Source organism: Pseudomonas sp. P7759 (assembly GCF_013386445.1).
Lineage (GTDB): Bacteria > Pseudomonadota > Gammaproteobacteria > Pseudomonadales > Pseudomonadaceae > Aquipseudomonas > Aquipseudomonas azotoformans_A.
This window is the reverse complement of the sequence record NZ_JACART010000004.1, coordinates 12,768-37,837: the sequence shown is the minus strand read 5'-3', so window position 1 is coordinate 37,837 and position 25,070 is coordinate 12,768. Positions and strand designations below refer to the sequence as shown.

The window sequence follows — 25,070 nt, the reverse complement described above, 5'->3', positions numbered from 1 at the left end:
AGGCCATGAGGACGGCACTAGGCCAGACATGTGTCTGGCCTTGCTCGGCACTGTCAGTCTGCGGCTGGCGCAGGCTGGATAGCCAACTGGTCGGCCAGGCGCACAAAGGCGGCCAGGTCGAGTTGCTCAGGACGCAAGCTGCCATCGACGCCGGCGGCTTCGATCTCGGCGTTGCTCAGCAGGGCCTTGAGCGTGTTGCGCAGGGTCTTGCGGCGTTGGTTGAACGCTTCGCGCACCACGCGCTCCAGCAATTTGTGGTCCTTGGCCGGATGTGGCAACACAGCGTGAGGCACCAGGCGCACGATGGCCGAGTCGACCTTCGGCGGCGGATTGAACGCGCCAGGGCCAACGTTGAACAGGTGTTCGACGCGGCAGTGATACTGAACCATGATCGACAGACGGCCCCAATCACCACCACCAGGGCCAGCTGCCAGGCGCTCCACCACTTCCTTTTGCAGCATGAAGTGCATGTCGCGGATGATCCCTGCGTTATTCAGCAGGTGGAAAATCAGCGGTGTAGAGATGTTGTACGGCAGGTTACCCACCACACGCAGGCTGTTAGGCTCAGCGTTGAGGGTGTTGAAGTCGAACTTCAGCGCATCACCCTGATGCAGGTTGAAGTTGGACTTGCCGGCGAACTGCTGGTTAAGGATCGGGATCAGGTCCTTGTCCAGCTCCACCACGTCCAGTTGGCCGCCGCTGGCCAGCAGGCCTTGGGTCAACGCGCCCTGGCCCGGGCCGATTTCAAGCAGGCGATCTTCAGGCTTGGCATGGATGGAGCGCAGGATGCGGTCGATCACGCCAGCGTCGTGCAGGAAGTTTTGCCCGAAGCGCTTGCGCGCCCGGTGTTGGTAATGCTCAGTCATATACGGGTCTCGGCCATCTGATAGGCGGTTTCCAGGGCCACGTGCAGGCTGCCGGTATCGATCTTGCCGCTGCCCGCCAGGTCCAGGGCGGTGCCATGGTCGACGGAGGTGCGGATGATCGGCAGGCCCAGTGTCACGTTGACTGCGGCGCCGAAGCCTTTGTATTTAAGCACCGGCAGCCCCTGGTCGTGGTACATCGCCAGCACTGCGTCGCAGTGCTCCAGATATTTGGGGGTAAACAGAGTGTCCGCAGGCAGCGGGCCGCGCAGGTCCATGCCTTCTTGGCGCAGACGCTCCAGGGTAGGTTCGATGATGTCGATTTCTTCATGGCCCAGGTGACCGCCTTCGCCAGCATGGGGGTTGAGCCCACAGACCAGGATGCGCGGTTGGGCGATGCCGAATTTCTGTTGCAGGTCGGCGTGCAGGATGCGTGTGACGCGTTCCACCCGCTCGGCGGTGATGGCATCGGCAATCTCGCGCAGCGGCAGGTGTGTGGTCACCAAGGCGACCCGTAGGCCGCGCGTGGCCAGCATCATGACGACTTGTTCGGTGTGGGTCAGCTCGGCGAGGAATTCGGTGTGGCCCGAAAACGCGATACCGGACTCGTTGATCACGCCCTTGTGCACGGGCGCAGTGATCATGCCGGCGAAGTCGCCATCGATGCAGCCTTGCCCGGCGCGAGTCAGAGTTTCCAGCACGAACGCTGCGTTGGCTTTGTTCAGTTGCCCGGCAACCACCTTGGCTTGCAGCGGGGTGTCCCATACATACAGGCTGCCGGCGGGGGCGGGCAGGTCGGGCCAGTTGCCAGGCGCTGTGTCCAGCAAAGTGACAGCCACACCCAGCTGCGCGGCCCGCTCAAGGAGCAGGTCGCGGCTGGTGATGGCAATCAGGGGGTGTGGCTGGGGTTGCGAGGCGAGCAGCAGGCACAGGTCAGGACCAATGCCGGCCGGCTCGCCGGGTGTCACCGCGAAACGCTGGGGTTTCACTGAACTGCCTGGTCGGTGCCTGTTGGGGCGCCTGGCAGCTTATTCTCTACGTAGGCTTCGTCACGGATCTGACGCAACCAGGTTTGCAGCTCTTCATCATATTTGCGGTTACGCAATACGTTCAGTGCCTGTTGCTCGCGGGCCTGGTTGGTGTTGTCGGTGGCGCGACGGCCAAGGACTTCCAGTACGTGCCAGCCATATTGGGTCTTGAACGGCTTGGACAGCACGCCTTGCGGGGTGTCGGCCATGACCTGCTGGAACTCTGGCACTAGGGCTTTCGGGTCGATCCAGTTCAGGTCGCCGCCATTGAGGGCAGAACCGGGGTCTTCCGAGAAGCTCTTGGCCAGGGTGGCGAAGTCTTCACCGCTTTCGATGCGGTCATAGATCTTCTGGGCCAGTTCCTTGGTTTGGGCTTCGGTGCGGATTTCACTTGGCTTGACCAGGATGTGGCGAACGTGCACCTCATCTTTGAGCGAAGTTTCGCCGCCACGTTTTTCCAGGAGCTTCAGGATGATGAAACCACCCGGTGTGCGCGCAGGTTGGGTGATGCCACCCACTTCCATCGCACTCAGCTCGCGGTCGAACGGAGGAGGCAATTGAGCCGCTTTACGCCAGCCCATGTCGCCGCCTTCCAGTGCGTTGTCGCTGCCGGACTGGGCGATCGCCATTTGGGCAAAGTCGGCACCCGCCTTCAAGCGATCATAGATAGCCTGGGTTTTGGCGGCGGCTGCGTTGAGCTGCTCGGAGTTTGCGCTGTCCGGTGTCGGGATCAGGATATTGGCCAGGTGCAGTTCTTCGGAAAGCTGCATCTTGCCCAGATCCGACGCCAGGAAGTTCTTCACTTCCTGTTCGGACACCTGAACCCGCTCGGCCACACGGCGCTGACGTACACGGCTGATGATCATTTCGCGGCGGATCTGGTCACGGGCGTCCTCATAGGACAACCCGTCGTGGGCCAGGGCTGCACGGAACTGGTCGATGCTCATGTTGTTGCGCTGGGCAATGGTGCCCACGGCCTGGTTCAGTTCTTCGTCCGAAATACGGATGCCGGAACGATCGCCGATCTGCAGTTGCAGGTTCTCGACGATCAAGCGCTCCAGAACCTGCTGGTCCAGAACGCTGGTCGGTGGCACGCCACCGCCACGCTTGGCGATGGTTTGCTGGACTTCCTTGACGCGCTGGTCCAGTTGGCTCTGCATGATCACGTCGTTATCGACGATGGCCACTACCTTATCCAGTTCTTGAACCGCAGCGTGCGCCGATGCGGTGCCCAGGAACAGTGCGCCCAGCACTAGCGGGCGCAGACAATCAGAAAGCTTGGTCTTCACGTTCACGATAACCTTCAATGCCTTTGTCGAGGAAGCTCTCTACCTTGGCGCCGGTCAGGCCGCCGAGTCCTTTGAGGACGATCTGGAAGAAGAGCCCGTGGTCACCCTTTTCGTTAAGCGGGGCGATCTGGCTGTATTCGTCGTTGGAAACCCAGTAACGGTTGATGACGCGCAGTTTCCAGCAGCAGTTGTCGTACTCGAAGCCACCGAAGGCTTCCAAGGTACGGTTGCGAGCGTAGTCATACTGCCAGCGGGTGATCAAGTTCCACTGGGGAATGATCGGCCACATCATCGAGAAGTCATGTTGTTGGATTTTGTAGTAATCCTTCACATAGTTATCTGCGCCAGGCGTGCCGTAGTCGCCACCGAACTGCCATTTGCCGGTCAACTGGTTGTAGACGACCTGGTCATTACGATAGCGATAGCCGACGTTGATGATCTTGTTCGGGTTGTCTTCCGGCTGGTAGTGAAGCATCGCGCTACCGGAACGAGGGCTGTGTTCCTCGGTGTCCCAGTTGTAGTCGGCAGTGGCGCGCCAGTCGCGGTTGAAACGGAACTCGTAGTCCAGGGCTACCGGCGAAACATCGGACTGTGCGTCGGCACGGTCGGCAGCCAGGATGCCCGGCAGTTGAACTTCACGATCCTTGAAGTACAGCGCCTGGCCTACGGATACGCGCTGACGCTCAAAGCCGTTTTCTTCGATCCAGCGGCTGGTCAAGCCCAGGGACAGCTTGTTCTCGTCGCCGATACGGTCAGAGCCGCTGAAGCGGTTGTCGCGGAACAGCGACGAGTAGCTGAACGAGTACTCGCTGGTGTCGAAGACCGGGATATCAGCCTGGTCCTTGTTCGGTACGTACAGGTAGAACGCGCGCGGTTCCAGGGTCTGGCGATAGTCTTTGCCGAACCAGTTGGTATTGCGGTCGAAGTACAGGCCGCTGTCGATGCTGGCCACCGGGACGGCGCGGTCCTGAGAGCTCTTGAACGTACCACCGGCATAGCGGGTGCCGGCATTGGCTGCTGCCGTTTGTGCCGCGACGATGTCGTTCTTGCCCTGGCTATCCAGGTCCAAATCGTACTTGGTGTACACGTACTTGAGCTTCGGCGTCACAAAGCCGAAGGTCCAGTTCATCGGGTATTCAACGGCAGGCGCAACGTTCAGGCGGGTACCGTTTGCACGGGTCAGGCCTGTGACGTAGGTGTCCAGGCGACGTTCCGTGCCACCGTCTTCATTGATGAAGTCACCGTTCTCCAGGTCGCGGTCGAAACGCACGGCTTCGGCATCGTAGGTGAAGTTCAAGCCACCCGGATGGTACGGCAGCTGACCATTGAAGGTGAGCTGCGGCAGGCGGTTATACGGGGTGACCTGGGAAATCGTCGCCAGTTGGTAAGCCTGCAGGTTCAAGCGAGCCTGGAAGCTGTCGCCGCGATAAGTCACGGCACCTTGCTGGTTCACGTAGTCACGGCTCTCTACGCCTTCCTGGTAGGACTTGAGGTCCTGGAAGTAGTAAGGGTCGCTGATCGTGGTGTAGTCAACTTCGGTCAGTACGCGTGAGTCCAGCCCGCCCTTGTGCTGCCAGTTGAGCATGTAGCGGGTTTTTTCGTAGTCGGTCTGACGCTTGCGCTCGTCGTTGTCGTCGTTCAGGTACGCGCCGCCGAACTGACCTTCGCTGGACTTGGTGAGGTAGCGGAACTCGCCTTCCATCATCATGCCGCGCTTGGTCATGTATTGCGGGTACAACGTGGCGTCGTAGTTGGGCGCCAGGTTGAAGTAGTACGGCGTCACCAGGGTGAAGCCGGTTTCGCTGCCGGTGCTGAAGCTCGGCGGCAGGAAGCCGGATTGACGACGGTCGTCGATCGGGAAATAGATGTAAGGGGTGTACAGGATCGGGATGTTCTTGACCCGCAACGTCGCGTTGGTGGCGGTACCGAAACCGGTGGCCGGGTTCAACGTGATGTTGTTGCCCCTGAGCTGCCAGGCATTGCTGTCTGGCTCGCACGTGGTGTACGTACCATCCTTGAGACGGATGATCGCGTTTTCAGCACGCTTGGCGTACAGCGCGTTACCGCGGATGCGCGATTTGTGCATCACGTATTCGGCGTTGTCGATCTGGGCGGCGCCGGTGTCGAGTTGCACTTCGGCGTGGTCGCCGACGATCAGTGCGCCGTTGTCGCGCAAACGAACATTGCCGTTCAGCTCGCCACGGTTCTCGGCCTGGTACAGGCTGGCTTCTTCAGATTCCAACTGCATGCTGCCCTGGCGCATGACCACGTCACCGGCCAGGGTAGCGACTTGTTGTTCCTGCTCGTAACGCGAGGCCTTGGCGCCGATGAAGGTGGGGGCATCGCTCTTGTTCGTCTTGTCGTTCATGCCAGGACGAATCGGCTCGATGTACGCACCGCCGCAGTACGGGCCGGTTTCGGCCAGCTGCGCTGCGGTCAGCTTCTCGCGTGGGACCCAGTCCAGGTGGCTGTAGTCGGCGCTGCGCGAGCGCAGGCCACGGCCCTTGGATTCGGTGACCAGTGCGGTCTTGGGCTCGGCCTCGGCTTTGCCGCCAGCATCGGCCTGCGCCGTGCTGTTGGCGGAGCTGATGGCAGCGCCATCATGCACCGGGCGTGGTGGTAGCGGGGCTGCGGCGGTTTTCGGCGCGCAATCCCAGGCACCCGAAGCAGAGACTGAGCAGTCATACTGTTCCGCGGCGACCACGAATGAGGTGGCGAAGGGTTGCAAGGCCAGCAGACTGCCGGTTACCAGCAACGGAAATTTTCTACGAAACGCGGGGGATTTCAATGCCATCTTATTAGTCCGGGCTTCCTGCGTGCCATCTGCCCGCGGTTTGGGCCGCACGCCTCTCGATGGTCTGAAAAAGATGCGTGATAATAAAGCATGCCCCGCTTGACGGCTAGCGCCGTCGGAGACCCTTGTAATGCCCGAGCAAGATCTACGTTTACAACAGCTGGAAGTCTGGCTGGATGAGCAGTTGCCGATCCTTTTCAACGCTCAAGGCTGGGGTGCCGTACCCCCGGCCACATTGACCGCGGCCAGCAGCGACGCGAGTTTCAGGCGCTACTTCCGTTGGGAAGGCGGCGGCCGGACCTTCGTCGTCATGGACGCTCCGCCCCCCCAGGAAAACTGCAAACCTTTCGTCGATATCGCACATTTGCTGGCAAAGTCAGGAATAAATGTTCCAAAAATTTATGCAGAAGATTTGCCGCGTGGCTTTCTTTTGCTCAATGACCTGGGCAGAAAAACCTATCTGGACGTGATTGACGACAAAAACGCCGATGCATTGTTTGCCGATGCCATCGACGCCTTGTTGGCCTTCCAGCAATTGCCGATGGACGCGCCGCTGCCCAGCTATGACGTCGCCTTGCTGCGCCGCGAGCTGGAATTGTTTCCAGAGTGGTACGTGCGCCGGCACCTGGGTATCGAACTGGATACGCAGCAGCAAGCGCTTTGGCAGCGGGTCAGTGATCACCTGATCGACAGCGCCCTGGCGCAGCCGAAAGTGCTGGTGCATCGCGACTATATGCCGCGCAACCTGATGATCAGCGAGCCCAACCCCGGCGTGCTGGACTTCCAGGATGCGGTCTACGGGCCGGTCACCTATGACATCACCTGCCTGTTCAAGGACGCCTTCCTCAGTTGGCCCAAGGCCCGCGTGCGGGAATGGCAGCTCGGCTATTGGGAGCGTGCGGGGCAACTGGGCATTCCGGTGCAGGCGAATTTCGACGATTTCCTGCGCGCCAGCGACCTGATGGGCGTGCAGCGCCACCTCAAGGTCATCGGTATCTTCGCGCGCATTTGCCATCGCGATGGCAAGCCACGCTACCTGGCCGACGTGCCGCGCTTCTTTGCTTATATAGAAGCGGTGCTGGCGGACCGTCCCGAGTTGAGCGAGTTGGGTGAATTGCTCGCCAGCCTGCGCCAACCCGCCGAGGCACGTGTATGAAGGCGATGATCCTGGCCGCCGGCAAAGGCGAGCGGATGCGCCCGTTGACCTTGCACACGCCAAAGCCGCTGGTACAGGCCGGCGGCAAGCGCCTGATCGAATATCACCTGGAAGCACTGGCCAAGGCTGGCTTCACCGATATCGTGATCAACCATGCCTGGCTCGGCCAGCAGATCGAAAGCTACCTGGGGGATGGCGCGCAATTTGGCTTGCGTATCCGTTACTCCCCCGAAGGCGAGCCGCTGGAAACCGGTGGTGGGATTTTCCAGGCATTGCCGTTGCTGGGGGATGAACCTTTCCTGGTGGTCAATGGCGATATCTGGACCGACTACGACTTCATCCAACTCAAGCAGCCGCTCAAGGGCCTGGCCCATCTGGTGATGGTCGATAACCCGGCGCACCACCCTTCGGGCGGTGATTTCTACCTGGATCAAGGTTTGCTTCATGATGCAGCGCCCGGTGCCGATAACCTGACCTTCAGTGGCATTTCAGTGCTCGACCCCAAGCTGTTCGCGGGTTGCAGCGCGGGTGCCTTCAAACTGGCGCCGCTGCTGCGGGCGGCCATGGCCAAAGGCCTGGTAACGGGGGAACACATGGCGGGACGCTGGATCGATGTTGGCACGCTGGAGCGCCTGGCGCAGGTCGAAACACTGCTGACAGCGAGGCAGTAACATGCTGTGGCCAGGGACGCTGATCGGCGCCGGGGCTGGCTATGCCATTGCCAGTATTCCGGGGGCCATGTTGGGGGCACTGTTGGGGCAGGCGTTGGACCGTCGCCTGCAACTGCACAGTTGGGCGCAGTTGCGCGAGCGCCTGGGTGGTCGCCCGGCGTTGCGCAATGACGAGCTGTTGTTCGTGTTGCTGGGTCGCTTGGCCAAGAGCAATGGCCGGGTGGTGGATGGGCATATCCAGCAGGCGCGTCAGGAGATGCGCTCGCTCGACATGACCGAGTCGGCCCAGCGTCGTGCGATTGCGGCGTTCAATCGCGGCAAGTCCGGTTCCGACCGCGTCCGCAGTTATCTACGTGTGCTCAAGGCTCAACCCCACGCGGCGGAGGGCGTATTGCGCGCGTGCTGGCGCATGGTCTGGGCGGACGGCAAGGCGGATGACGCCGAGCGTGACCTGATCGACCTCTGGGGCAAATGGCTGGGCTGGACGCCGCAACAGTTGCAGGCGCTGGCGGCCGACTACACGCCGGAGCGCAAGCCGCTGGTCAGCCGTGGCCCCTCTTATCAGGACGCGTTGCGCTTGCTGGGGGTGACGGCCACTACCGAGCCGTCTGTGATCAAGCGGGCTTATCGTCGCCTGCTCAGTCGCCATCACCCGGACAAGATCGCCGGCACCGGCGCCAGCCCCGCGCAAGTGCGTGAGGCCACCGAGCGCACTCGCGAATTGCACACTGCCTATACATTGATTCGCGAGCGCCGGGACTTCCGGTAGGTTTCAGTCAGTGTTGGCCTGTGGGCTCAGCCAGCCGCGAACCCTGCGATACAACTGCTCCTGCTCGGCAGCACTGTTGCCGGGCAAGGCTTTCAATGACACTTGCTTGTAACCGTCATTCTTTAAACGCTTGGCTGCCTGGACGCGGGCCAGGGCGTTTTTGCGTGATTGGGCGTTGTCCTGATAGAAGACATCGGCGGTCGGCAACTTCAGGGCGGGGGCCAGTTGCTGCACATCTGGATGCCGTCCGTTGGGCGTCTGCGCCCCCACCATCACAAATTTCTGCACTTGGGATGGTTGTTTCTCGCTCAAATAGCGTGCGGCCCACCAGGCACCGGTGCCATGGCCGAGCAGCACTACACTGCGTGCGCTCTGGGTCTGGGCGAAGGCCACGGCGGCGTCGATGCGGTCGAAGATGCGCGAGGCGTCGGTCTTGTCCTGCTCATCGGCACCCGGCACCACCGCCGGGTCGGTGCCTTCGGCTTCGGCGCTGGCGGCCTGCTCGATGGGTTTGTCAGCGGTGCTCGCTTCCTTACTGCTGGTGTCGACAGTGGCCTTGGGCGCTTCCATCACGCGGGGTGGCAGCGTGTCCACGCTTACATCCGGCAACGACAGGCTGAGGCTGCCCCAATTGGCGTCCGGCAATTTGTGTCGCAGCGGGCTGATTGCTTGCGGCCAGTCAGCATTTTCGCCGGCGCCGGGGACGATAATTACCACGCCATCGGGCTCGGCGCTGTTGGCGGGTTTCCACAGGGCGAGGAATGAATCGCTGCCGGCCTGCAATTGCTGCTGTTCTTGTTGCGGGATCGTGCGTTCCAGGGCACTGGCTTCTGCCAGGCTGCGCTCGGGCAAGGGTTGGCGCTCGACCGGTTTTTCCGCGGCAGGTGCGGGCGCGTCGGCCGCCTGTGCAGAAAAGGCACTGGTAAAAAGCAGCGACAGGCACAATGCTGGCAGTGCTGAACGGTGAAGAAAGGGCATCGTAAATTCCCGGCCAGAAGTGATTCCAGCAGCCTAATGGGTTGGTCAGTATTTGTCAGTGATGTGAGACGTGGATCATGGGTTTTCGCTGTCTGCTGGTTATCGGCTGTTTGTGCCTTGCCTTGATGGCAAATGCCGCGCCTGCGCCCGTCGCGCCCCAGGCGCAGCTCGATGCGCAGCAACGCGAATGGCTGGCCCAGCACCCGGAATTGCGGGTGGGCCTGGTGTTGCAAGCGCCCTATGCGCAATACGATCGGCGTTTGCAACGGCTGTCCGGGGCGAATGTCGAGTTGATGCAATGGCTGGCCAAGGCGCTGAATATCGAGCTGACCTGGCGTAATTTTCCCAACCAGGAGCAGCTGGAAGCCGCCGTGCGCGACGGCGAAGTGGATATCGCTCCCGGCCTGCAACAAACCCCGGCCGGTCTGCGGCTGTGGTTGTTCAGCGACCCCTACATGCGCGTACCGCAACACATCATCGGCATCCGCGAGGGGGGTGGCGCCGTGGAGTTGGAAAAACTCGATGAGCAATCCCGCGTCGCCGTGCGCATGCCCAGTGCCGTCGCCGATTACCTGCGTGGCACCTATCCCGGCCTCAACCTGCAAGGCGTACCCATGGAGCGCCAGGCCCTGCAATTGTTGGTGAGCCAACAGGCGCGTTATGCGGTGGTGGATGAAGCACAATTGAGCCGCTTGTCCGGCGAGGCGGAGTTTGCCGGCCTGGCAGTGGTGGGCGATATCGGCCTGCCGCAATTGCTGCGGGTGGCCACGCGACGAGAATGGCCGGAACTGGCCGGCATCATGCAAAGCGCCTTGCGTGCGATTCCTGCCCGTGACCTGGATCAACTGCACAACCGCTGGCTGCAACCCAAATACCCACGGCTGACGGAATCCCCTGGCCTGTGGCAAAACCTCAGTTTATTGCTGGGCCTGTTGCTGCTTGCCAGCCTGGCCGTGGTGTTCTGGCAGCGCCGCCAGCAACGGGTGCTGGAACACGGCCTGTTGGCCGCGCGGGAAGAAAGCGCCGCCCGCGCCGCGGGTGCCGAGGCCTTACGGTTGACGCAGTTTTCCATCGACCAGAGCACCGTCGGCATCCTCTGGGTCAATTGGGACAGCCATGTGCGCTACGCCAATCGTGCGGCCGAAAGCATGCTCGGCTACGGCGCCGGTGCGCTGATCGAGCGGCCGCTCGCCGACCTTGACCCGAGCCTGGACATGGACCGTTGGCTCAACCTCTGGAAGCGCGCACGAGCCAGCGAAGACGGCCCACAGAACTTCGCCACCGATTGCCGGCGAGCCGATGGCAGCGTCCTGCCGACTAACGTGTCGCTGAGCTTCCTGCGTTTTGCCGAAGCCGAATACCTGGTGGTCTACCTCAACGATGTCAGCGAACTCAGGCGGACGTTGGCTGCGCTGCTGCAAAGCGAGGCGCAACTGCGCGAATTGTCTGCTCACCTGGAAACCGTACGCGAGGAAGAAAAGGCGCGTATTGCCCGTGAGGTGCACGACGAACTGGGGCAAATGCTCACCGTGCTCAAGCTCGAAACCTCCATGTGCGAATTGGCTTATGCGCAACTCGACCCCGGCTTGCATGAACGCTTGAACAGCATGAAGCGTTTGATTGCCCAGTTATTTCAATTGGTGCGAGATGTGGCCACTGCGCTGCGCCCGCCGATTCTTGACGCCGGTATCGCTTCCGCCATCGAATGGCAGGCCCGGCGCTTCGAAGCGCGCACACAAATCCCCTGTCTGGTGCAGGTACCGGATAACCTGGCGCCCCTGAGCGATGCCAAGGCCATCGGCTTGTTCCGTATCCTGCAAGAGGCGCTGACCAACGTGATGCGTCATGCACAGGCGCATACTGTGGAGCTGACGCTCGCCGTAGACGGCAGGAATTTGCGGCTGACCATCAGCGACGATGGCGTCGGTTTCGCCCAGGCCCAGGGTCGCCCAGTGTCGTTTGGCCTGGTGGGTATGCGCGAGCGCGTGCTGATCATGGGCGGGCAGTTGAGCCTGGACAGCGCGTTGGGGGAGGGCACCACCCTGAGTGTCACGGTGCCGTTGGATGCATAACACCATGAGGAAGTCCCTGTGATCCGCGTACTGGTAGCCGAAGACCACACCATCGTTCGTGAAGGCATCAAGCAATTGATCGGCCTGGCCAAAGACCTGTTGGTGGTGGGGGAGGCCAGCAATGGCGAGCAATTGCTGGAAACCCTGCGCCACGTGGCCTGCGAGGTGGTGTTGCTGGACATTTCGATGCCCGGCGTCAACGGCCTGGAAGCGATTGCGCGGATCCGTGCGCTGAACAATCCGCCAGCAATCCTGGTGCTGTCGATGCACGACGAAGCGCAAATGGCCGCCCGCGCCTTGAAGGTCGGCGCCGCCGGTTACGCCACCAAGGACAGCGACCCGGCGCTGTTGCTCACAGCGATTCGCAAGGTGGCGGCGGGTGGGCGTTACATTGACCCGGACCTGGCCGACCGGATGGTCTTCGAAGTCGGCCTGACTGATGCCCGCCCGTTGCATTCATTGCTATCGGAGCGCGAGTTCTCGGTATTCGAGCGTCTGGCCCAGGGCGCCAACGTCAACGACATTGCGCAACAGCTGGCACTGAGCAGCAAGACCATCAGCACCCATAAGGCGCGGCTGATGCAAAAGCTCAATATCACGTCCCTGGCGGAGTTGGTGAAGTACGCCATGGAACACAAGCTGCTCTAGCCGCATACCTGATAACGACACCGCGAAAACCCCGCCGGGCCCATTCTTGCTGCTTGCAGCTCGCCCCCTGTCGCTGCACCGTCCCGTGCGCGCCATCCGTGTAGGGCAATCCCTACCCCGAACCTTCCATCCGACTGATGCAATTCTCTCCTGGCCCCCGATTTCCGGGGCCTCGCGCCTGGACTACGCTTGTCTCACAGCAGTCCAAAACACAAAGGTGCGGGTATGAGCGAGGTGGATTCAAATGATGTGCTGGTCAGCTTTCGTGGCGTGCAGAAGAGCTACGACGGCGAGAACCTGATCGTCAAAGACCTCAACTTGGAGATTCGCAAGGGCGAGTTCCTTACCCTGCTCGGGCCTTCCGGTTCGGGCAAGACCACCAGCCTGATGATGCTCGCCGGCTTTGAAACACCGACCGCCGGCGAAATCCAGCTGGCCGGCCGCGCCATCAACAACGTGCCGCCGCATAAGCGCGACATCGGCATGGTGTTCCAGAACTACGCACTGTTTCCGCACATGACCGTGGCCGAGAACCTGGCGTTCCCGCTGTCGGTGCGGGGCTTGAGCAAGACCGATATCAGCGAGCGGGTCAAACGCGTATTGAGCATGGTCCAGCTTGATGCGTTCGCCCAGCGCTACCCGGCGCAACTCTCCGGCGGCCAGCAACAGCGCGTGGCATTGGCACGTGCGCTGGTGTTCGAACCGCAACTGGTGCTGATGGACGAACCCCTCGGTGCCCTCGACAAGCAACTGCGCGAACACATGCAGATGGAGATCAAGCACCTGCACCAGCGCCTCGGCGTGACCGTGGTGTACGTGACCCACGACCAGGGCGAGGCGCTGACCATGTCTGACCGGGTGGCGGTATTCCACCAGGGTGAGATCCAGCAGATCGCCGCGCCGCGCACCCTTTACGAAGAACCGAAGAACACCTTCGTCGCCAACTTCATCGGCGAGAACAACCGCCTCAACGGCCGCTTGCACAGCCATACCGGCGAGCGCTGCGTGGTGGAGCTGGCGCGCGGCGAGAAGGTCGAGGCGCTGGCCGTGAATGTCGGCCAGATCGGCGGTCCGGTGACCCTGTCGGTGCGCCCGGAGCGCGTCAGCCTCAATGGCTCTAGCGAAAGCTGCGTCAACCGCTTCTCTGGGCGCGTGGCCGAATTCATCTACCTGGGCGACCACGTGCGCGTGCGCCTGGAAGTCTGCGGCAAGGCCGATTTTTTTGTGAAACAACCGATTGCCGAGCTGGACCCAGCCCTGGCGGTCGGCGACGTGGTACCGATTGGCTGGCAAGTCGAGCACGTTCGCGCACTCGACCCACTTCTAGAGGCGAATTGATCGCCCCCTGGCTTCACCAACCCTGCACGTGGAGAGAACAACAATGTTGAGATCCCTGAAGTATTCCGCCCTGGCTTTGGGCTTGATGGGCGCGACACAGGCCATGGCAGGCCCGGACCTGACGGTCGTGTCCTTTGGCGGCGCGAACAAGGCGGCCCAGGTCAAGGCCTTCTACGCCCCGTGGGAAAGCGCGGGCAACGGCAAGATCATCGCTGGCGAGTACAACGGTGAAATGGCCAAGGTCAAAGCCATGGTCGACACCAAGAGCGTGTCCTGGGACCTGGTGGAAGTGGAGTCGCCGGAATTGTCTCGTGGCTGCGATGAGGACATGTTCGAACCGCTGGACCCGAAACTGTTCGGCAACAGCGCCGACTACGTGAAGGGTGCTATCCAGCCGTGCGGTGTGGGTTTCTTCGTGTGGTCGACTGTGCTCGCCTATAACGCCGACAAGTTGGCCAGCGCACCGACCAGTTGGGCGGATTTCTGGGACACCAAGAAATTCCCCGGCAAGCGCGGCCTGCGCAAAGGCGCCAAGTACACCCTGGAATTCGCACTGATGGCCGACGGCGTCGCGCCGAAGGACGTGTACAAAGTGCTGGCCGGCAAAGATGGCCAGGACCGAGCGTTCAAGAAACTCGACGAACTCAAGCCATCGATCCAGTGGTGGGAAGCGGGCGCACAGCCGCCGCAATACCTGGCTTCGGGCGACGTGGTGATGAGCTCGGCCTACAACGGCCGCATCGCCGCCGTGCAAAAAGAAAGCAACCTGAAAGTGGTGTGGAACGGCGGCATCTACGACTTCGACGCGTGGGCGATTCCTAAAGGCCTGGCGAAAGACCGCGCCGAAGCGGCGAAGAAATTCATCGCCTTCTCGGTGCAGCCACAGCAGCAGAAGACCTACTCGGAAAACATCGCCTACGGCCCGGCCAACACCCAGGCCGTGCCGTTGCTGGCCAAGGACATCCTCAAGGACATGCCGACCACCCCGGAAAACATCGCCAACCAGGTGCAGATCGACGTGAGCTTCTGGGCGGATAACGGTGAGCAGTTGGAGCAGCGCTTCAACTCGTGGGCTGCCAAGTAACCAGCAAGCCCGCTCCCACAGGGGATCTGCTGTGTTGGGCAGATTGCATTCATTTTCATCATCGGAGTTTGCCATGGCTATCGCCATTCCTGGCCCCACCCTCAAGCAGCGCCTGGCGCGTGCCGAGCGGCTCAATCGCTGGAAGGCCCAGGCCTTGATTGCGCCGCTGGTGCTGTTTTTGCTGCTGGTGTTCCTGGTGCCGATTGTTGCGCTGCTGTTCAAAAGCGTCGGCAACCCCGAAGTGGTGGGCGGTTTGCCGCGTACCGTGGTGGCGGTGACGGCCTGGGATGGCCGGGGTTTGCCGGGCGAATCGGTATACCAGGCCCTCAGTGAGGACTTGGGCGAGGCCCGTCAAAACCAGACCTTGGGCGATCTGTCCAAACGCTTGAACATGGAGCTGGCCGGCTACCGCAGCCTGCTGACCAAAACCGCGCGGGCGCTGCCCTTCAGCGAAACGCCCGCCTCCTATAAAGATGCGTTGGAAAGCCTTGATGAACGCTGGGGTGACCCGGCGTACTGGCAGGCGATCCGGCGCAATACCAGCAGTCTTACCCCGTTCTATCTGCTGGCGGCCGTCGATCACCGCATCGATGACCTCGGTGAAGTGGCGCCGGCCACGCCGGACCAGGCGATTTACCTGGACATCTTCGCCCGGACCTTCTGGATGGGCCTGGTGATCACGGCGATCTGTCTGCTGTTGGCCTATCCGCTGGCGTACCTGCTGGCCAACCTGCCAGCCCGCAAAAGCAACCTGCTGATGATCCTGGTGTTGCTGCCGTTCTGGACCTCGATCCTGGTGCGAGTCGCCGCGTGGATCGTGCTGCTGCAATCCGGCGGCCTGATTAACAGCGCACTGCTGGGCATGGGCCTGATCGATAAGCCGCTGGAGTTGGTGTTCAACCGGACCGGCGTCTACATCTCCATGGTGCACATCTTGCTGCCGTTCATGATCCTGCCGATCTACAGCGTGATGAAGGGGATTTCACCCACCTACATGCGCGCGGCGATTTCACTGGGCTGTCACCCGTTTACCAGTTTCTGGCGCGTGTACTTCCCGCAGACCTACGCCGGTGTCGGAGCCGGTTGCCTGTTGGTGTTCATCCTGGCGATTGGTTACTACATCACCCCGGCGCTGCTGGGCAGCCCGAACGACCAGATGGTCAGCTACTTCGTGGCGTTCTACACCAACACCAGCATCAACTGGGGCATGGCCACGGCACTGGGCGGCTTGTTGCTGCTGGCCACGGTGGTGCTGTACCTGATCTATAACCGGTTGGTAGGCGCCAGCCGCCTGCGCCTGAGCTGAGGAGACCTTGCGATGCTGAGCCCTTATATGTCGCCCGTCGAACGGGTGTGGTTCTACAGTTTGCGGATTCTCTGCGGCTTGATCCTGTTGTTTTTGATTCTGCCGGTGCTGGTGATCATCCCGCTGTCGTTCAACAGCGGCAGTTTCCTGGTGTACCCGTTGCAAGGTTTTTCGCTGCATTGGTACCAGGACTTCTTTGCCTCCGCAGAGTGGATGCGGGCGCTGAAGAACAGCATCATCGTTGCCCCGGCGGCCACGGTGCTGGCGATGGTATTCGGCACCTTGGCGGCGATTGGCCTGACTCGCGGCAACTTCCCTGGCAAGGCGCTGGTCATGGCGCTGGTGATTTCACCGATGGTGGTGCCGGTGGTGATCATTGGCGTGGCCAGTTACTTGTTTTTTGCGCCGCTGGGCCTGGGCAATAGCTTCTTCTCGCTGATCGTAGTGCATGCAGTGCTGGGTGTGCCGTTTGTGATCATCACCGTGTCGGCCACATTGCAGGGTTTCAATCACAACCTGGTGCGGGCGGCGGCCAGCCTGGGTGCTTCGCCACTGACCGCATTCCGCCGGGTGACCTTGCCGTTGATTTCGCCGGGGGTGATTTCCGGGGCGCTGTTTGCGTTCGCAACGTCGTTTGATGAAGTGGTGGTGACGCTGTTCCTCGCCGGCCCCGAGCAAGCCACGCTGCCACGTCAGATGTTCAGCGGCATTCGCGAAAACCTCAGCCCGACGATTGCGGCCGCGGCAACCCTGCTGATTGCGTTCTCGGTGTTGCTGTTGCTGACCTTGGAATGGCTGCGCGGCCGCAGCGAGAAACTGCGCACCGCCCAGGTGTAACGACCATTCGCCCGATGAATGGCTGACAACACGCCATAGGGAGCTACTCTTGTGCCAGCCCATCACTTAATAAGAGGCCGCGCACATGAGTACTTCCTCATTCAAGATCGCCCACAAACTGCTGACCGGCGCTGGCGCCATCGAACAACTGGCCTCTGAGCTCACACGCCTGGATGTGGACAACCCGCTGATCGTCACCGATGCCGCGTTGGTCAAGTCCGGCACCGTGGCGTTGGCGCTCGAACACCTGGGCGAGCGCACCTACGAGATTTTTGACCGGGTGTTACCCGACCCGGAAATCGCCATCGTCGAAGACTGCATGCGCGTCTACCGCGAGGGCGGGCACGACGGCCTGATTGGCGTGGGTGGCGGCAGCGCCATCGACATTGCGAAAAGTGTTGCGGCGTATGCCGGCTACCACGGCGCGCTGGCGGATTTGTTCGGCGTCGACCAGGTGCCGCGCAAGGGCCCGCCGCTGATCGCGATCCCCACCACCGCCGGCACCGGCTCGGAGGTGACCAATGTGGCGATTCTCTCCGACAAGGCCGCGCAGCTGAAAAAGGGCATTGTCAGCGACTACCTGCTGCCGGATGTCGCGTTGATCAGCCCGCAAATGACCCTGACCTGCCCGCGCAGCGTGACCGCCGCCAGTGGCGTGGACGCGCTGGTACATGCCATCGAATCCTACCTGTCGCTGAACGCCTCGCCGATCACCGACGCCTTGGCTATCGGTGCCATCAAGTTGATCGCCAGTGCGCTGCCCAAGGCCTACGCCAACCCGGCCAACCTGCAGGCCCGCGACGATATGGCCACCGCCAGCCTGATGGCCGGCATGGCGTTCGGCAATGCCGGGGTCGGCGCGGTGCACGCGTTGGCGTATCCGTTGGGTGGGCGTTTCAATATCGCCCATGGTGTGAGCAATGCGCTGTTGCTGCCCTATGTGATGCACTGGAACAAGCTGGCCTGCGTGGAGCGCATGCAGGAGATTGCCCAGGCCATGGGCGTGAATATCACCGGCCTGAGCGTCAACGATGCCGCCGACCAGGCCGTGGAGGCGATGACGCGATTGTGCGCCGCCGTCGAGATCCCGGCAGGGCTGCACAGTTTCGGGGTTCCCGAAGATGCAATCCCCGCCATGGCCGTTGAGGCGGCGGGCATTGAGCGGCTGATGCGCAACAATCCGCGCAAGCTCAGCGCGGCCGATATCGAGAAAATCTACCGGGCCGCTTACTAACCGTTGAGTTAGGTCACGGTGCGCGCGGCAAAGCATGAGGTATACAATGCGCGCCATCGTGATTTAGCTCAAAAAGGTGCGTCATGCAGCCCTTCGTTATTGCTCCATCGATTCTCTCCGCCGACTTCGCCCGCCTGGGTGAGGAAGTGGACAAGGTATTGGCCGCCGGTGCCGACTTCGTGCACTTCGACGTCATGGACAACCACTACGTGCCCAACCTGACCATCGGCCCGATGGTCTGCGCCGCGCTGCGCAAGTACGGCATCACTGCCCCGATCGATGCGCACCTGATGGTCAGCCCGGTGGATCGCATCATCGGCGACTTCGTCGACGCCGGCGCCACCTACATCACCTTCCACCCGGAAGCCTCGCTGCACGTCGACCGCACCTTGCAGTTGATCCACGAAGGCGGTTGCAAGGCGGGCCTGGTGTTCAACCCGGCTACTCCGCTGAGTGTGCTTGAGTACGTGATGGACAAGGTCGACATGATCCTGTTGATGAGCGTCAACCCAGGCTTCGGCGGCCAGAAGTTCATCCCCGGCACGCTGAACAAGCTGCGTGAAGCCCGTGCGCTGATCGATGCGTCCGGCCGTGACATCCGCCTGGAAATCGACGGTGGGGTCAACGTCAACAATATCCGTGAAATCGCCGCCGCTGGCGCTGACACCTTTGTGGCCGGCTCGGCGATCTTCAACGCGCCGGACTACCAGGAAGTCATCGACAAGATGCGTGCCGAGCTGGCGCTGGCGCGTCCATGAGCGGCTTTGAGCAGCTGTTCCCCGGCAAATTGCCACGGCTGGTGATGTTCGATCTGGACGGCACCTTGATCGACTCGGTGCCTGACCTGGCGGCGGCGGTGGACGACATGCTGCTCAAGCTGGGGCGCAAGCCGGCCGGGATCGAGTCGGTGCGCGAATGGGTCGGTAACGGCGTGCAGATGCTGGTGCGCCGGGCCTTGGCCAACAACATTGATGCCGAAGGCGTGGATGATGTGGAGGCCGAGCATGCCCTGGAACTGTTCAACGCCGCCTATGAAGACGGCCATGAACTGACCGTGGTTTACCCTGGCGTGCGTGACACGCTCAAGTGGCTGAGCAAGCAGGGTGTGGAAATGGCCCTGATCACCAACAAGCCGGAGCGCTTTGTCGCGCCGCTGTTGGACCAGATGAAAATCGGCCGGTATTTCCGCTGGATCATTGGTGGCGACACCCTTCCGCAGAAAAAGCCCGACCCGGCGGCGCTGTTTTTCGTGATGAAAATGGCCAATATCCCGGCCTCGCAGTCGTTGTTTGTCGGCGATTCGCGCAGTGATGTGCTGGCGGCAAAGGCGGCGGGCGTGCAGTGCGTGGCCCTCAGTTACGGCTATAACCATGGTCGGCCAATCGCCGAAGAGTCGCCTTCATTGGTGATTGATGACCTGCGCCTGTTAATCCCCGGTTGCTTGGGAGCTGGCGCTGAGATAACGTTGCCCGATACCGATCCGTCCCCTTCTGGAAATTCCATCGTGGTGGTCACTCGCAAACTCTGGATGAAAGTCATCAAGGCCCTGGCCCGCTGGCGTTGGCGCGCCTGACTGATCCTGGCCGCACTCTGCGGCGCGTTTGCATACCTGACTGTTAGACCCTCAAGCCACGAGGCATATCATGACCCGCGAAGAATTCCTGCGTTTGGCCGCTGCCGGCTATAACCGCATCCCCCTGGCCTGCGAAACCCTGGCCGACTTCGACACGCCGCTGTCGATCTACCTCAAACTGGCCGACGAGCCCAATTCCTACCTGCTCGAGTCCGTACAGGGCGGCGAGAAGTGGGGGCGTTATTCGATCATCGGCCTGCCGTGCCGTACGGTGCTGCGGGTACACGACCATCATGTGAGCATTACCCATGATGGCGTCGAGATCGAAAGCCACGACGTAGACGATCCGCTGGCGTTCGTCGAAGCGTTCAAAGCGCGCTACAACGTGCCGACCATTGCTGGCCTGCCGCGTTTCAATGGCGGCCTGGTGGGTTACTTCGGTTATGACTGCGTGCGTTATGTGGAAAAACGCTTGGGCAAATGCCCGAACCCGGATCCGCTGGGCGTGCCGGACATTCTGTTGATGGTTTCCGATGCCGTAGTGGTGTTCGACAACCTCGCCGGCAAGATGCACGCGATTGTGCTCGCCGACCCATCCCAGGCGGACGCGTTCGAACAAGGCCGCGCCAGCCTCGAAGCCCTGTTGGAAAAACTGCGCCAGCCGATCACCCCGCGTCGCGGCCTGGACCTCAGCCGTCCACCGGCCGCCGACCCGGTGTTCCGCTCCAGCTTCACCCAGGATGACTACGAGCGCGCCGTCGACACCATCAAGGAATATATCCTCGCCGGTGACTGCATGCAGGTGGTGCCGTCGCAACGTATGTCCATTGACTTCAAGGCCGCGCCAATCGATCTGTACCGCGCCCTGCGATGCTTCAACCCGACGCCGTACATGTACTTCTTCAACTTTGGTGACTTCCACGTGGTGGGCAGTTCGCCGGAAGTGTTGGTGCGCGTCGAAGACAACCTGATCACCGTGCGCCCGATTGCGGGTACCCGCCCACGTGGTGCGACCGAAGAGGCTGACCTGGCGCTCGAAGAAGACCTGCTGAGCGACGACAAGGAAATCGCCGAGCACCTGATGCTCATCGACCTGGGCCGCAACGACACCGGGCGTGTCTCGGAAATCGGTTCGGTGAAACTCACCGAGAAGATGGTCATCGAGCGTTATTCGAATGTGATGCACATTGTGTCCAACGTCACCGGCGAGCTGAAGGCCGGCCTGACGGCGATGGACGCACTGCGCGCGATTCTGCCGGCGGGCACCTTGTCAGGTGCGCCGAAGATCCGCGCGATGGAAATCATCGACGAGCTGGAGCCGGTCAAGCGTGGTGTCTACGGCGGTGCCGTGGGTTACTTCGCCTGGAACGGCAACATGGACACGGCCATTGCGATCCGCACGGCCGTGATCAAGGACGGGGAACTGCACGTGCAGGCCGGTGGCGGGATCGTCGCCGACTCGGTGCCGGCCCTCGAATGGGAAGAAACCCTGAACAAGCGCCGCGCGATGTTCCGCGCCGTTGCGCTGGCTGAACAGACCCCCAATTCCTGAGGTTTCCCCCATGTTGCTGATGATTGATAACTACGACTCCTTTACCTACAACGTTGTGCAGTACCTGGGTGAGCTGGGTGCCGAGGTCAAGGTGGTGCGCAACGACGAACTGACCGTGGCCGAAATCGCCGCCCTGAACCCGGAGCGCATCGTGGTTTCGCCAGGCCCGTGCACGCCGACCGAGGCAGGCATTTCCCTCGAAGCCATCCAGTATTTCGCAGGCAAGCTGCCGATCCTGGGCGTGTGCCTGGGCCACCAATCCATCGGCCAGGCCTTTGGTGGTGACGTGGTGCGTGCGCGCCAGGTGATGCACGGCAAAACCAGCCCGGTGTTCCATAAAGATGCAGGCGTGTTTCATGGCCTCAATCTGCCGGTGACCGTGACCCGCTATCACTCGCTGGTGGTCAAGCGCGAAACCCTGCCGGACTGCCTGGAGCTGACCGCCTGGACCCAGCTGGAAGACGGCTCCGTCGATGAGATCATGGGCCTGCGCCACAAGACACTGAATATCGAAGGGGTGCAATTTCACCCCGAGTCGATCCTGACCGAGCAGGGCTACGAGCTGTTCGCCAACTTTCTCAAGCAGAGCGGCGGCACGCGCTAAGGACTTTCCATGGATATCAAGACTGCCCTGAGCCGTATCGTCGGCCACCTGGACCTGAGCACCGCTGAAATGAGCGATGTGATGCGCGAAATCATGACCGGTCAATGCACCGACGCGCAGATCGGCGCGTTCATGATGGCCATGCGCATGAAGAGCGAGAGCATCGACGAGATCGTCGGCGCCGTGTCGGTGATGCGCGAGCTGGCGGACAAAGTCGAACTCAAGACCCTCGACGGCGTGGTCGATGTGGTCGGCACCGGTGGTGACGGTGCGAACATCTTCAACGTGTCGACGGCCTCTTCCTTTGTGGTCGCGGCGGCGGGCTGCACTGTGGCCAAGCACGGTAACCGCGCGGTGTCCGGCAAGAGCGGCAGCGCCGACTTGCTGGAGGCGGCCGGGATCTACCTGAACCTGACGCCGGTACAAGTGGCGCGCTGCATCGACAGCGTCGGTATTGGCTTCATGTTTGCCCAATCCCACCATGGTGCGATGAAGCACGCCGCCGGCCCGCGCAAGGACCTCGGCCTGCGCACCCTGTTCAACATGCTCGGCCCGCTTACGAATCCGGCCGGTGTGAAACACCAGGTAGTGGGCGTGTTCAGCCAAGCGCTGTGCCGACCGTTGGCCGAAGTACTGCAACGCCTGGGCAGCAAACATGTGCTGGTGGTGCATTCCAAGGACGGCCTGGACGAATTCAGCCTGGCGGCACCGACCTTTGTGGCGGAGCTGAAGAATGACCAGGTCACCGAGTATTGGGTCGAGCCGGAAGACCTGGGCATGAAGAGCCAGAGCCTGCACGGCCTGGCGGTGGAAAGCCCGGCTGCCTCCCTGGAGTTGATTCGCGATGCCCTGGGGCGTCGCAAGACCGAGAACGGTCAAAAAGCTGCCGAGATGATAGTGTTGAATGCGGGTGCTGCGCTGTATGCGGCCGACCACGCCTATAGTCTTAAAGAAGGTGTCGCCTTGGCCCACGATGCGCTGCACACCGGTCTGGCTCGCGAAAAGCTCGAAGAGCTGGGAGCATTCACCGCGGTATTCAAGATGGAGAATGAAGGATGAGTGTGCCGACCGTTCTGGAAAAGATCCTGGCCCGCAAGGCCGAAGAAGTGGCTGAGCGTCGTGCCCGCGTGAGCCTGGCCGAGCTGGAAGCCCAGGCGAAGGTCGCCGATGCACCGCGTGGCTTTGCCAATGCGTTGATCGCCCAGGCCAAGCTCAAGCAGCCGGCCGTCATTGCTGAAATCAAGAAAGCTTCGCCGAGCAAGGGCGTGATTCGCGAGATTTTCATTCCTGAAGAGATCGCCAAGAGCTATGAGAAGGGCGGTGCGACCTGCCTGTCCGTACTGACTGATATCGACTATTTCCAGGGTTCCGACCTGTTCCTGCAGCAGGCCCGCGCCGCGTGCAAGTTGCCGGTGATCCGCAAGGATTTCATGGTCGACCCGTATCAGATCGTTGAAGCCCGTGCCCTCGGCGCCGATTGTGTGCTGTTGATCGTCTCCGCCCTGGATGACGTGAAGATGGCGGAACTGGCGGCCGTGGCGAAAAGCGTTGGCCTGGATGTGCTGGTAGAAGTGCACGACGGTGACGAACTGGAACGTGCCCTCAAAACCCTCGACACACCGCTGGTGGGGGTCAACAACCGTAACCTGCACACCTTCGAAGTCAGCCTGGAAAACACCCTCGACCTGCTGCCGCGCATTCCGCGTGACCGTTTGGTGATTACCGAGAGTGGCATCGTCAACCGTGCCGATGTGGAGCTGATGGAGATCAGTGGGGTGTATTCGTTCCTGGTGGGCGAAACTTTCATGCGTGCCGAGAGCCCGGGGGCTGAATTGCAGCGCCTGTTCTTCCCGGAGCGTGGCGTGGCGGTCAGCGGTTCGACCCTGGATTGATGATGACTCAGCCGGTGGCGATGACTGTCGAAGCAGGGCTTGCCGCCGAACAAGACCTGTTGGCGGCGGTTTGCGCGGGTGAGCGGGAATATGGGTTGCTGTTCTGGCAACCCAGCGACCAAGCCTTGGTCATGCCGCGTCGTTTGAGCCGCTTGCCGGCTTTTGAGACCGCCAGCCAAGTCTCTGCCGACGCCGGTTGGCCAGTACTGCTGCGCGAAACCGGTGGTGAACCGGTGCCGCAGTCGAGTGCCACAGTCAACATCGCCCTGGTCTACGCACCGCCACGCAGTGAAGGCGACCAGAACCGTATCGAAACGGGTTACTTGCGTTTGTGCCAACCGATCTGCGATTTGCTGATCGAGTTGGGAGGCGATGCGTCCGTCGGTGAAATCGACGGCGCGTTTTGCGACGGCCGCTACAACGTCAACCTCAACGGCCGCAAAATGGTCGGCACCGCCCAGCGCTGGCGGCAAAGTGGCGGCCGCCCGGTGGGGTTGGTGCACGGTGCGCTATTGCTGGAAAACGATCGCGAAGAGCTGATCGCGGCGGTCAATCGCTTCAATGAAGCCTGCGGCCTCGACCAGCGGGTGCGCGCCGACAGCCACATTGCCCTGCACGAAGCCTTCCCCGCGCCGGATGCGATCAGCCGGCTGGACGCCCGGTACCGCAAAATGCTGGCCAGCTTCCTGCCGGTTTAGCGGGTGCCGAACACCACCATCGTCTTGCCTTTGACGTGTACCAGGTTGCGCTCTTCCAGGTCCTTGAGCACGCGACCGACCATCTCCCGTGAACAGCCGACAATGCGTCCGATTTCCTGGCGTGTGACCTTGATCTGCATGCCGTCGGGGTGCGTCATGGCGTCCGGCTGCTTGCACAAATCCAGCAGGCAACGGGCGACTCGTCCGGTTACATCAAAAAATGCCAGGTCGCCGACCTTGCGCGTGGTGTCGCGCAGACGCTGGGCAATCTGGCCGCTCAGGGCGTAAAGAATGTCGGGATCGTGCTGGGACAGTTCGCGGAACTTGGCGTAGCTGATCTCGGCCACATCACATTCGACCTTGGCGCGCACCCAGGCGCTGCGTTCCTGTTCCTTGCCGGCTTGTTCGAACAGCCCCAACTCCCCAAAAAAATCTCCGGTGTTCAGGTAGGCGATGATCATTTCGCGGCCGTCTTCATCCTCGATCAAGATGGTGACCGAGCCTTTGATGATGAAGAACAGCGTTTCGGAGCGTTCACCCGCGCAGATGATGTTGTGCTTGGCCGGGTAGCGGCGTCGCTGGCAATGCATCAACAATTTGTCGAGATTCTTGATCTTGGGTATGGGAGTAAGGGCAACCATGGTTGTATCCCGAAAAGACTGCGCTAAATAGTTTGAGTTGTTG

General features: G+C 61.5%; 23 protein-coding genes. 17 read left to right on the top strand and 6 right to left on the bottom strand.

The window, feature by feature from the left end:
- Positions 1-53: 53 nt before the first annotated feature.
- Genes rsmA through HX823_RS04160 form a run of 4 tightly spaced genes read right to left on the bottom strand, consistent with a single transcriptional unit; the run spans position 54 to position 5,974 of the window.
- Positions 54-866, bottom strand: coding sequence for a 16S rRNA (adenine(1518)-N(6)/adenine(1519)-N(6))-dimethyltransferase RsmA (gene rsmA, locus HX823_RS04175; RefSeq protein ID WP_177074202.1), 813 nt, complete (start codon positions 864-866; stop codon positions 54-56).
- A complete protein-coding gene (pdxA, locus tag HX823_RS04170; RefSeq protein ID WP_038843003.1) occupies positions 863-1,852 on the bottom strand; it encodes a 4-hydroxythreonine-4-phosphate dehydrogenase PdxA in 990 nt (329 codons plus the stop codon). Before pdxA ends, rsmA begins: the two co-directional genes overlap by 4 nt.
- Entirely contained in the window at positions 1,849-3,186 is a 1,338-nt protein-coding gene (locus HX823_RS04165; RefSeq protein ID WP_038843001.1) for a peptidylprolyl isomerase, read from the bottom strand. The genes pdxA and HX823_RS04165 overlap by 4 nt, the downstream gene beginning before the upstream one ends.
- Positions 3,161-5,974: an LPS-assembly protein LptD gene (locus tag HX823_RS04160; RefSeq protein ID WP_177074201.1), complete on the bottom strand. Its 2,814-nt coding sequence runs from the start codon at positions 5,972-5,974 to the stop codon at positions 3,161-3,163. Before HX823_RS04160 ends, HX823_RS04165 begins: the two co-directional genes overlap by 26 nt.
- A gap of 130 nt (positions 5,975-6,104) precedes the next feature.
- Between HX823_RS04160 and HX823_RS04155 the strand changes: the two genes are divergently transcribed.
- From HX823_RS04155 to HX823_RS04145, 3 genes are read left to right on the top strand one after another with little or no spacing between them, the layout of a single operon-like run.
- Positions 6,105-7,130: an aminoglycoside phosphotransferase family protein gene (locus HX823_RS04155; protein ID WP_177074200.1), complete on the top strand. Its 1,026-nt coding sequence runs from the start codon at positions 6,105-6,107 to the stop codon at positions 7,128-7,130.
- On the top strand, positions 7,127-7,801 hold the full coding sequence (murU, locus tag HX823_RS04150; protein WP_038842995.1) for an N-acetylmuramate alpha-1-phosphate uridylyltransferase MurU: 675 nt from the start codon (positions 7,127-7,129) through the stop codon (positions 7,799-7,801). The genes HX823_RS04155 and murU overlap by 4 nt, the downstream gene beginning before the upstream one ends.
- 1 nt (position 7,802) lies before the next feature.
- Positions 7,803-8,570, top strand: a complete 768-nt coding sequence (locus tag HX823_RS04145) for a TerB family tellurite resistance protein (RefSeq protein WP_038842992.1) — start codon at positions 7,803-7,805, stop codon at positions 8,568-8,570.
- 3 nt (positions 8,571-8,573) lie between these two features.
- Here the strand turns inward: HX823_RS04145 and HX823_RS04140 are convergent, their stop codons facing one another.
- Positions 8,574-9,548 carry an alpha/beta hydrolase family protein gene (locus HX823_RS04140; RefSeq protein WP_177074199.1) on the bottom strand — a complete coding sequence of 325 codons (975 nt, stop codon included), beginning with the start codon at positions 9,546-9,548 and terminating at the stop codon, positions 8,574-8,576.
- Between the two features lie 77 nt (positions 9,549-9,625).
- On the opposite strand from HX823_RS04140, the gene HX823_RS04135 reads away from it, so the two are divergent.
- From HX823_RS04135 to HX823_RS04070, 14 genes are all read left to right on the top strand, one after another.
- Complete coding sequence (locus HX823_RS04135; RefSeq protein ID WP_177074198.1) at positions 9,626-11,620, top strand: histidine kinase; 1,995 nt, start codon at positions 9,626-9,628, stop codon at positions 11,618-11,620.
- An 18-nt stretch (positions 11,621-11,638) separates the two neighbouring features.
- Complete coding sequence (locus HX823_RS04130; protein WP_038842984.1) at positions 11,639-12,268, top strand: response regulator transcription factor; 630 nt, start codon at positions 11,639-11,641, stop codon at positions 12,266-12,268.
- A gap of 225 nt (positions 12,269-12,493) precedes the next feature.
- Entirely contained in the window at positions 12,494-13,606 is a 1,113-nt protein-coding gene (locus HX823_RS04125) for an ABC transporter ATP-binding protein (protein WP_177074197.1), read from the top strand.
- Between the two features lie 43 nt (positions 13,607-13,649).
- Positions 13,650-14,690 carry an ABC transporter substrate-binding protein gene (locus HX823_RS04120; RefSeq protein WP_033898127.1) on the top strand — a complete coding sequence of 347 codons (1,041 nt, stop codon included), beginning with the start codon at positions 13,650-13,652 and terminating at the stop codon, positions 14,688-14,690.
- A 73-nt stretch (positions 14,691-14,763) separates the two neighbouring features.
- Positions 14,764-15,996 carry an ABC transporter permease gene (locus HX823_RS04115; protein ID WP_177074196.1) on the top strand — a complete coding sequence of 411 codons (1,233 nt, stop codon included), beginning with the start codon at positions 14,764-14,766 and terminating at the stop codon, positions 15,994-15,996.
- A gap of 12 nt (positions 15,997-16,008) precedes the next feature.
- Positions 16,009-16,833: an ABC transporter permease gene (locus HX823_RS04110; protein WP_177074195.1), complete on the top strand. Its 825-nt coding sequence runs from the start codon at positions 16,009-16,011 to the stop codon at positions 16,831-16,833.
- An 85-nt stretch (positions 16,834-16,918) separates the two neighbouring features.
- Entirely contained in the window at positions 16,919-18,067 is a 1,149-nt protein-coding gene (locus tag HX823_RS04105; protein ID WP_177074194.1) for an iron-containing alcohol dehydrogenase, read from the top strand.
- Between the two features lie 83 nt (positions 18,068-18,150).
- Positions 18,151-18,825, top strand: a complete 675-nt coding sequence (gene rpe, locus HX823_RS04100; protein WP_028618149.1) for a ribulose-phosphate 3-epimerase — start codon at positions 18,151-18,153, stop codon at positions 18,823-18,825.
- Positions 18,822-19,640, top strand: a complete 819-nt coding sequence (locus tag HX823_RS04095) for a phosphoglycolate phosphatase (RefSeq protein WP_033898132.1) — start codon at positions 18,822-18,824, stop codon at positions 19,638-19,640. Before rpe ends, HX823_RS04095 begins: the two co-directional genes overlap by 4 nt.
- Positions 19,641-19,710: 70 nt before the next feature.
- A complete protein-coding gene (gene trpE / locus HX823_RS04090) occupies positions 19,711-21,192 on the top strand; it encodes an anthranilate synthase component I (RefSeq protein WP_177074193.1) in 1,482 nt (493 codons plus the stop codon).
- Between the two features lie 10 nt (positions 21,193-21,202).
- Positions 21,203-21,796, top strand: coding sequence for an aminodeoxychorismate/anthranilate synthase component II (locus HX823_RS04085; RefSeq protein WP_177052773.1), 594 nt, complete (start codon positions 21,203-21,205; stop codon positions 21,794-21,796).
- 9 nt (positions 21,797-21,805) lie between these two features.
- On the top strand, positions 21,806-22,855 hold the full coding sequence (gene trpD, locus HX823_RS04080; protein ID WP_010206948.1) for an anthranilate phosphoribosyltransferase: 1,050 nt from the start codon (positions 21,806-21,808) through the stop codon (positions 22,853-22,855).
- Positions 22,852-23,688, top strand: coding sequence for an indole-3-glycerol phosphate synthase TrpC (gene trpC, locus HX823_RS04075; RefSeq protein WP_177074192.1), 837 nt, complete (start codon positions 22,852-22,854; stop codon positions 23,686-23,688). The genes trpD and trpC overlap by 4 nt, the downstream gene beginning before the upstream one ends.
- A 2-nt stretch (positions 23,689-23,690) precedes the next feature.
- A complete protein-coding gene (locus HX823_RS04070; protein ID WP_177074191.1) occupies positions 23,691-24,386 on the top strand; it encodes a lipoate--protein ligase family protein in 696 nt (231 codons plus the stop codon).
- On the opposite strand, the gene crp is transcribed toward HX823_RS04070, so the two are convergent.
- Entirely contained in the window at positions 24,383-25,027 is a 645-nt protein-coding gene (gene crp / locus HX823_RS04065) for a cAMP-activated global transcriptional regulator CRP (protein ID WP_038842955.1), read from the bottom strand. The two genes, HX823_RS04070 and crp, sit on opposite strands and share 4 nt — an antisense overlap.
- Positions 25,028-25,070: the final 43 nt, after the last annotated feature.

What these genes read in the sequence shown, in the direction of transcription:
- trpC (WP_177074192.1), top strand. Translation starts at nt 22,852, where the DNA reads ATGAGTGTGCCGACCGTTCTGGAAAAGATCCTGGCCCGCAAGGCCGAA.
- rsmA (WP_177074202.1), bottom strand. Translation starts at nt 866, where the DNA reads ATGACTGAGCATTACCAACACCGGGCGCGCAAGCGCTTCGGGCAAAAC.
- HX823_RS04125 (WP_177074197.1), top strand. Translation starts at nt 12,494, where the DNA reads ATGAGCGAGGTGGATTCAAATGATGTGCTGGTCAGCTTTCGTGGCGTG.
- HX823_RS04120 (WP_033898127.1), top strand. Translation starts at nt 13,650, where the DNA reads ATGTTGAGATCCCTGAAGTATTCCGCCCTGGCTTTGGGCTTGATGGGC.
- trpD (WP_010206948.1), top strand. Translation starts at nt 21,806, where the DNA reads ATGGATATCAAGACTGCCCTGAGCCGTATCGTCGGCCACCTGGACCTG.
- murU (WP_038842995.1), top strand. Translation starts at nt 7,127, where the DNA reads ATGAAGGCGATGATCCTGGCCGCCGGCAAAGGCGAGCGGATGCGCCCG.
- HX823_RS04095 (WP_033898132.1), top strand. Translation starts at nt 18,822, where the DNA reads ATGAGCGGCTTTGAGCAGCTGTTCCCCGGCAAATTGCCACGGCTGGTG.
- HX823_RS04070 (WP_177074191.1), top strand. Translation starts at nt 23,691, where the DNA reads ATGACTCAGCCGGTGGCGATGACTGTCGAAGCAGGGCTTGCCGCCGAA.
- crp (WP_038842955.1), bottom strand. Translation starts at nt 25,027, where the DNA reads ATGGTTGCCCTTACTCCCATACCCAAGATCAAGAATCTCGACAAATTG.
- HX823_RS04140 (WP_177074199.1), bottom strand. Translation starts at nt 9,548, where the DNA reads ATGCCCTTTCTTCACCGTTCAGCACTGCCAGCATTGTGCCTGTCGCTG.
- HX823_RS04085 (WP_177052773.1), top strand. Translation starts at nt 21,203, where the DNA reads ATGTTGCTGATGATTGATAACTACGACTCCTTTACCTACAACGTTGTG.
- HX823_RS04110 (WP_177074195.1), top strand. Translation starts at nt 16,009, where the DNA reads ATGCTGAGCCCTTATATGTCGCCCGTCGAACGGGTGTGGTTCTACAGT.
- HX823_RS04105 (WP_177074194.1), top strand. Translation starts at nt 16,919, where the DNA reads ATGAGTACTTCCTCATTCAAGATCGCCCACAAACTGCTGACCGGCGCT.
- HX823_RS04135 (WP_177074198.1), top strand. Translation starts at nt 9,626, where the DNA reads ATGGGTTTTCGCTGTCTGCTGGTTATCGGCTGTTTGTGCCTTGCCTTG.
- rpe (WP_028618149.1), top strand. Translation starts at nt 18,151, where the DNA reads ATGCAGCCCTTCGTTATTGCTCCATCGATTCTCTCCGCCGACTTCGCC.
- HX823_RS04145 (WP_038842992.1), top strand. Translation starts at nt 7,803, where the DNA reads ATGCTGTGGCCAGGGACGCTGATCGGCGCCGGGGCTGGCTATGCCATT.
- trpE (WP_177074193.1), top strand. Translation starts at nt 19,711, where the DNA reads ATGACCCGCGAAGAATTCCTGCGTTTGGCCGCTGCCGGCTATAACCGC.
- HX823_RS04160 (WP_177074201.1), bottom strand. Translation starts at nt 5,974, where the DNA reads ATGGCATTGAAATCCCCCGCGTTTCGTAGAAAATTTCCGTTGCTGGTA.
- HX823_RS04155 (WP_177074200.1), top strand. Translation starts at nt 6,105, where the DNA reads ATGCCCGAGCAAGATCTACGTTTACAACAGCTGGAAGTCTGGCTGGAT.
- HX823_RS04115 (WP_177074196.1), top strand. Translation starts at nt 14,764, where the DNA reads ATGGCTATCGCCATTCCTGGCCCCACCCTCAAGCAGCGCCTGGCGCGT.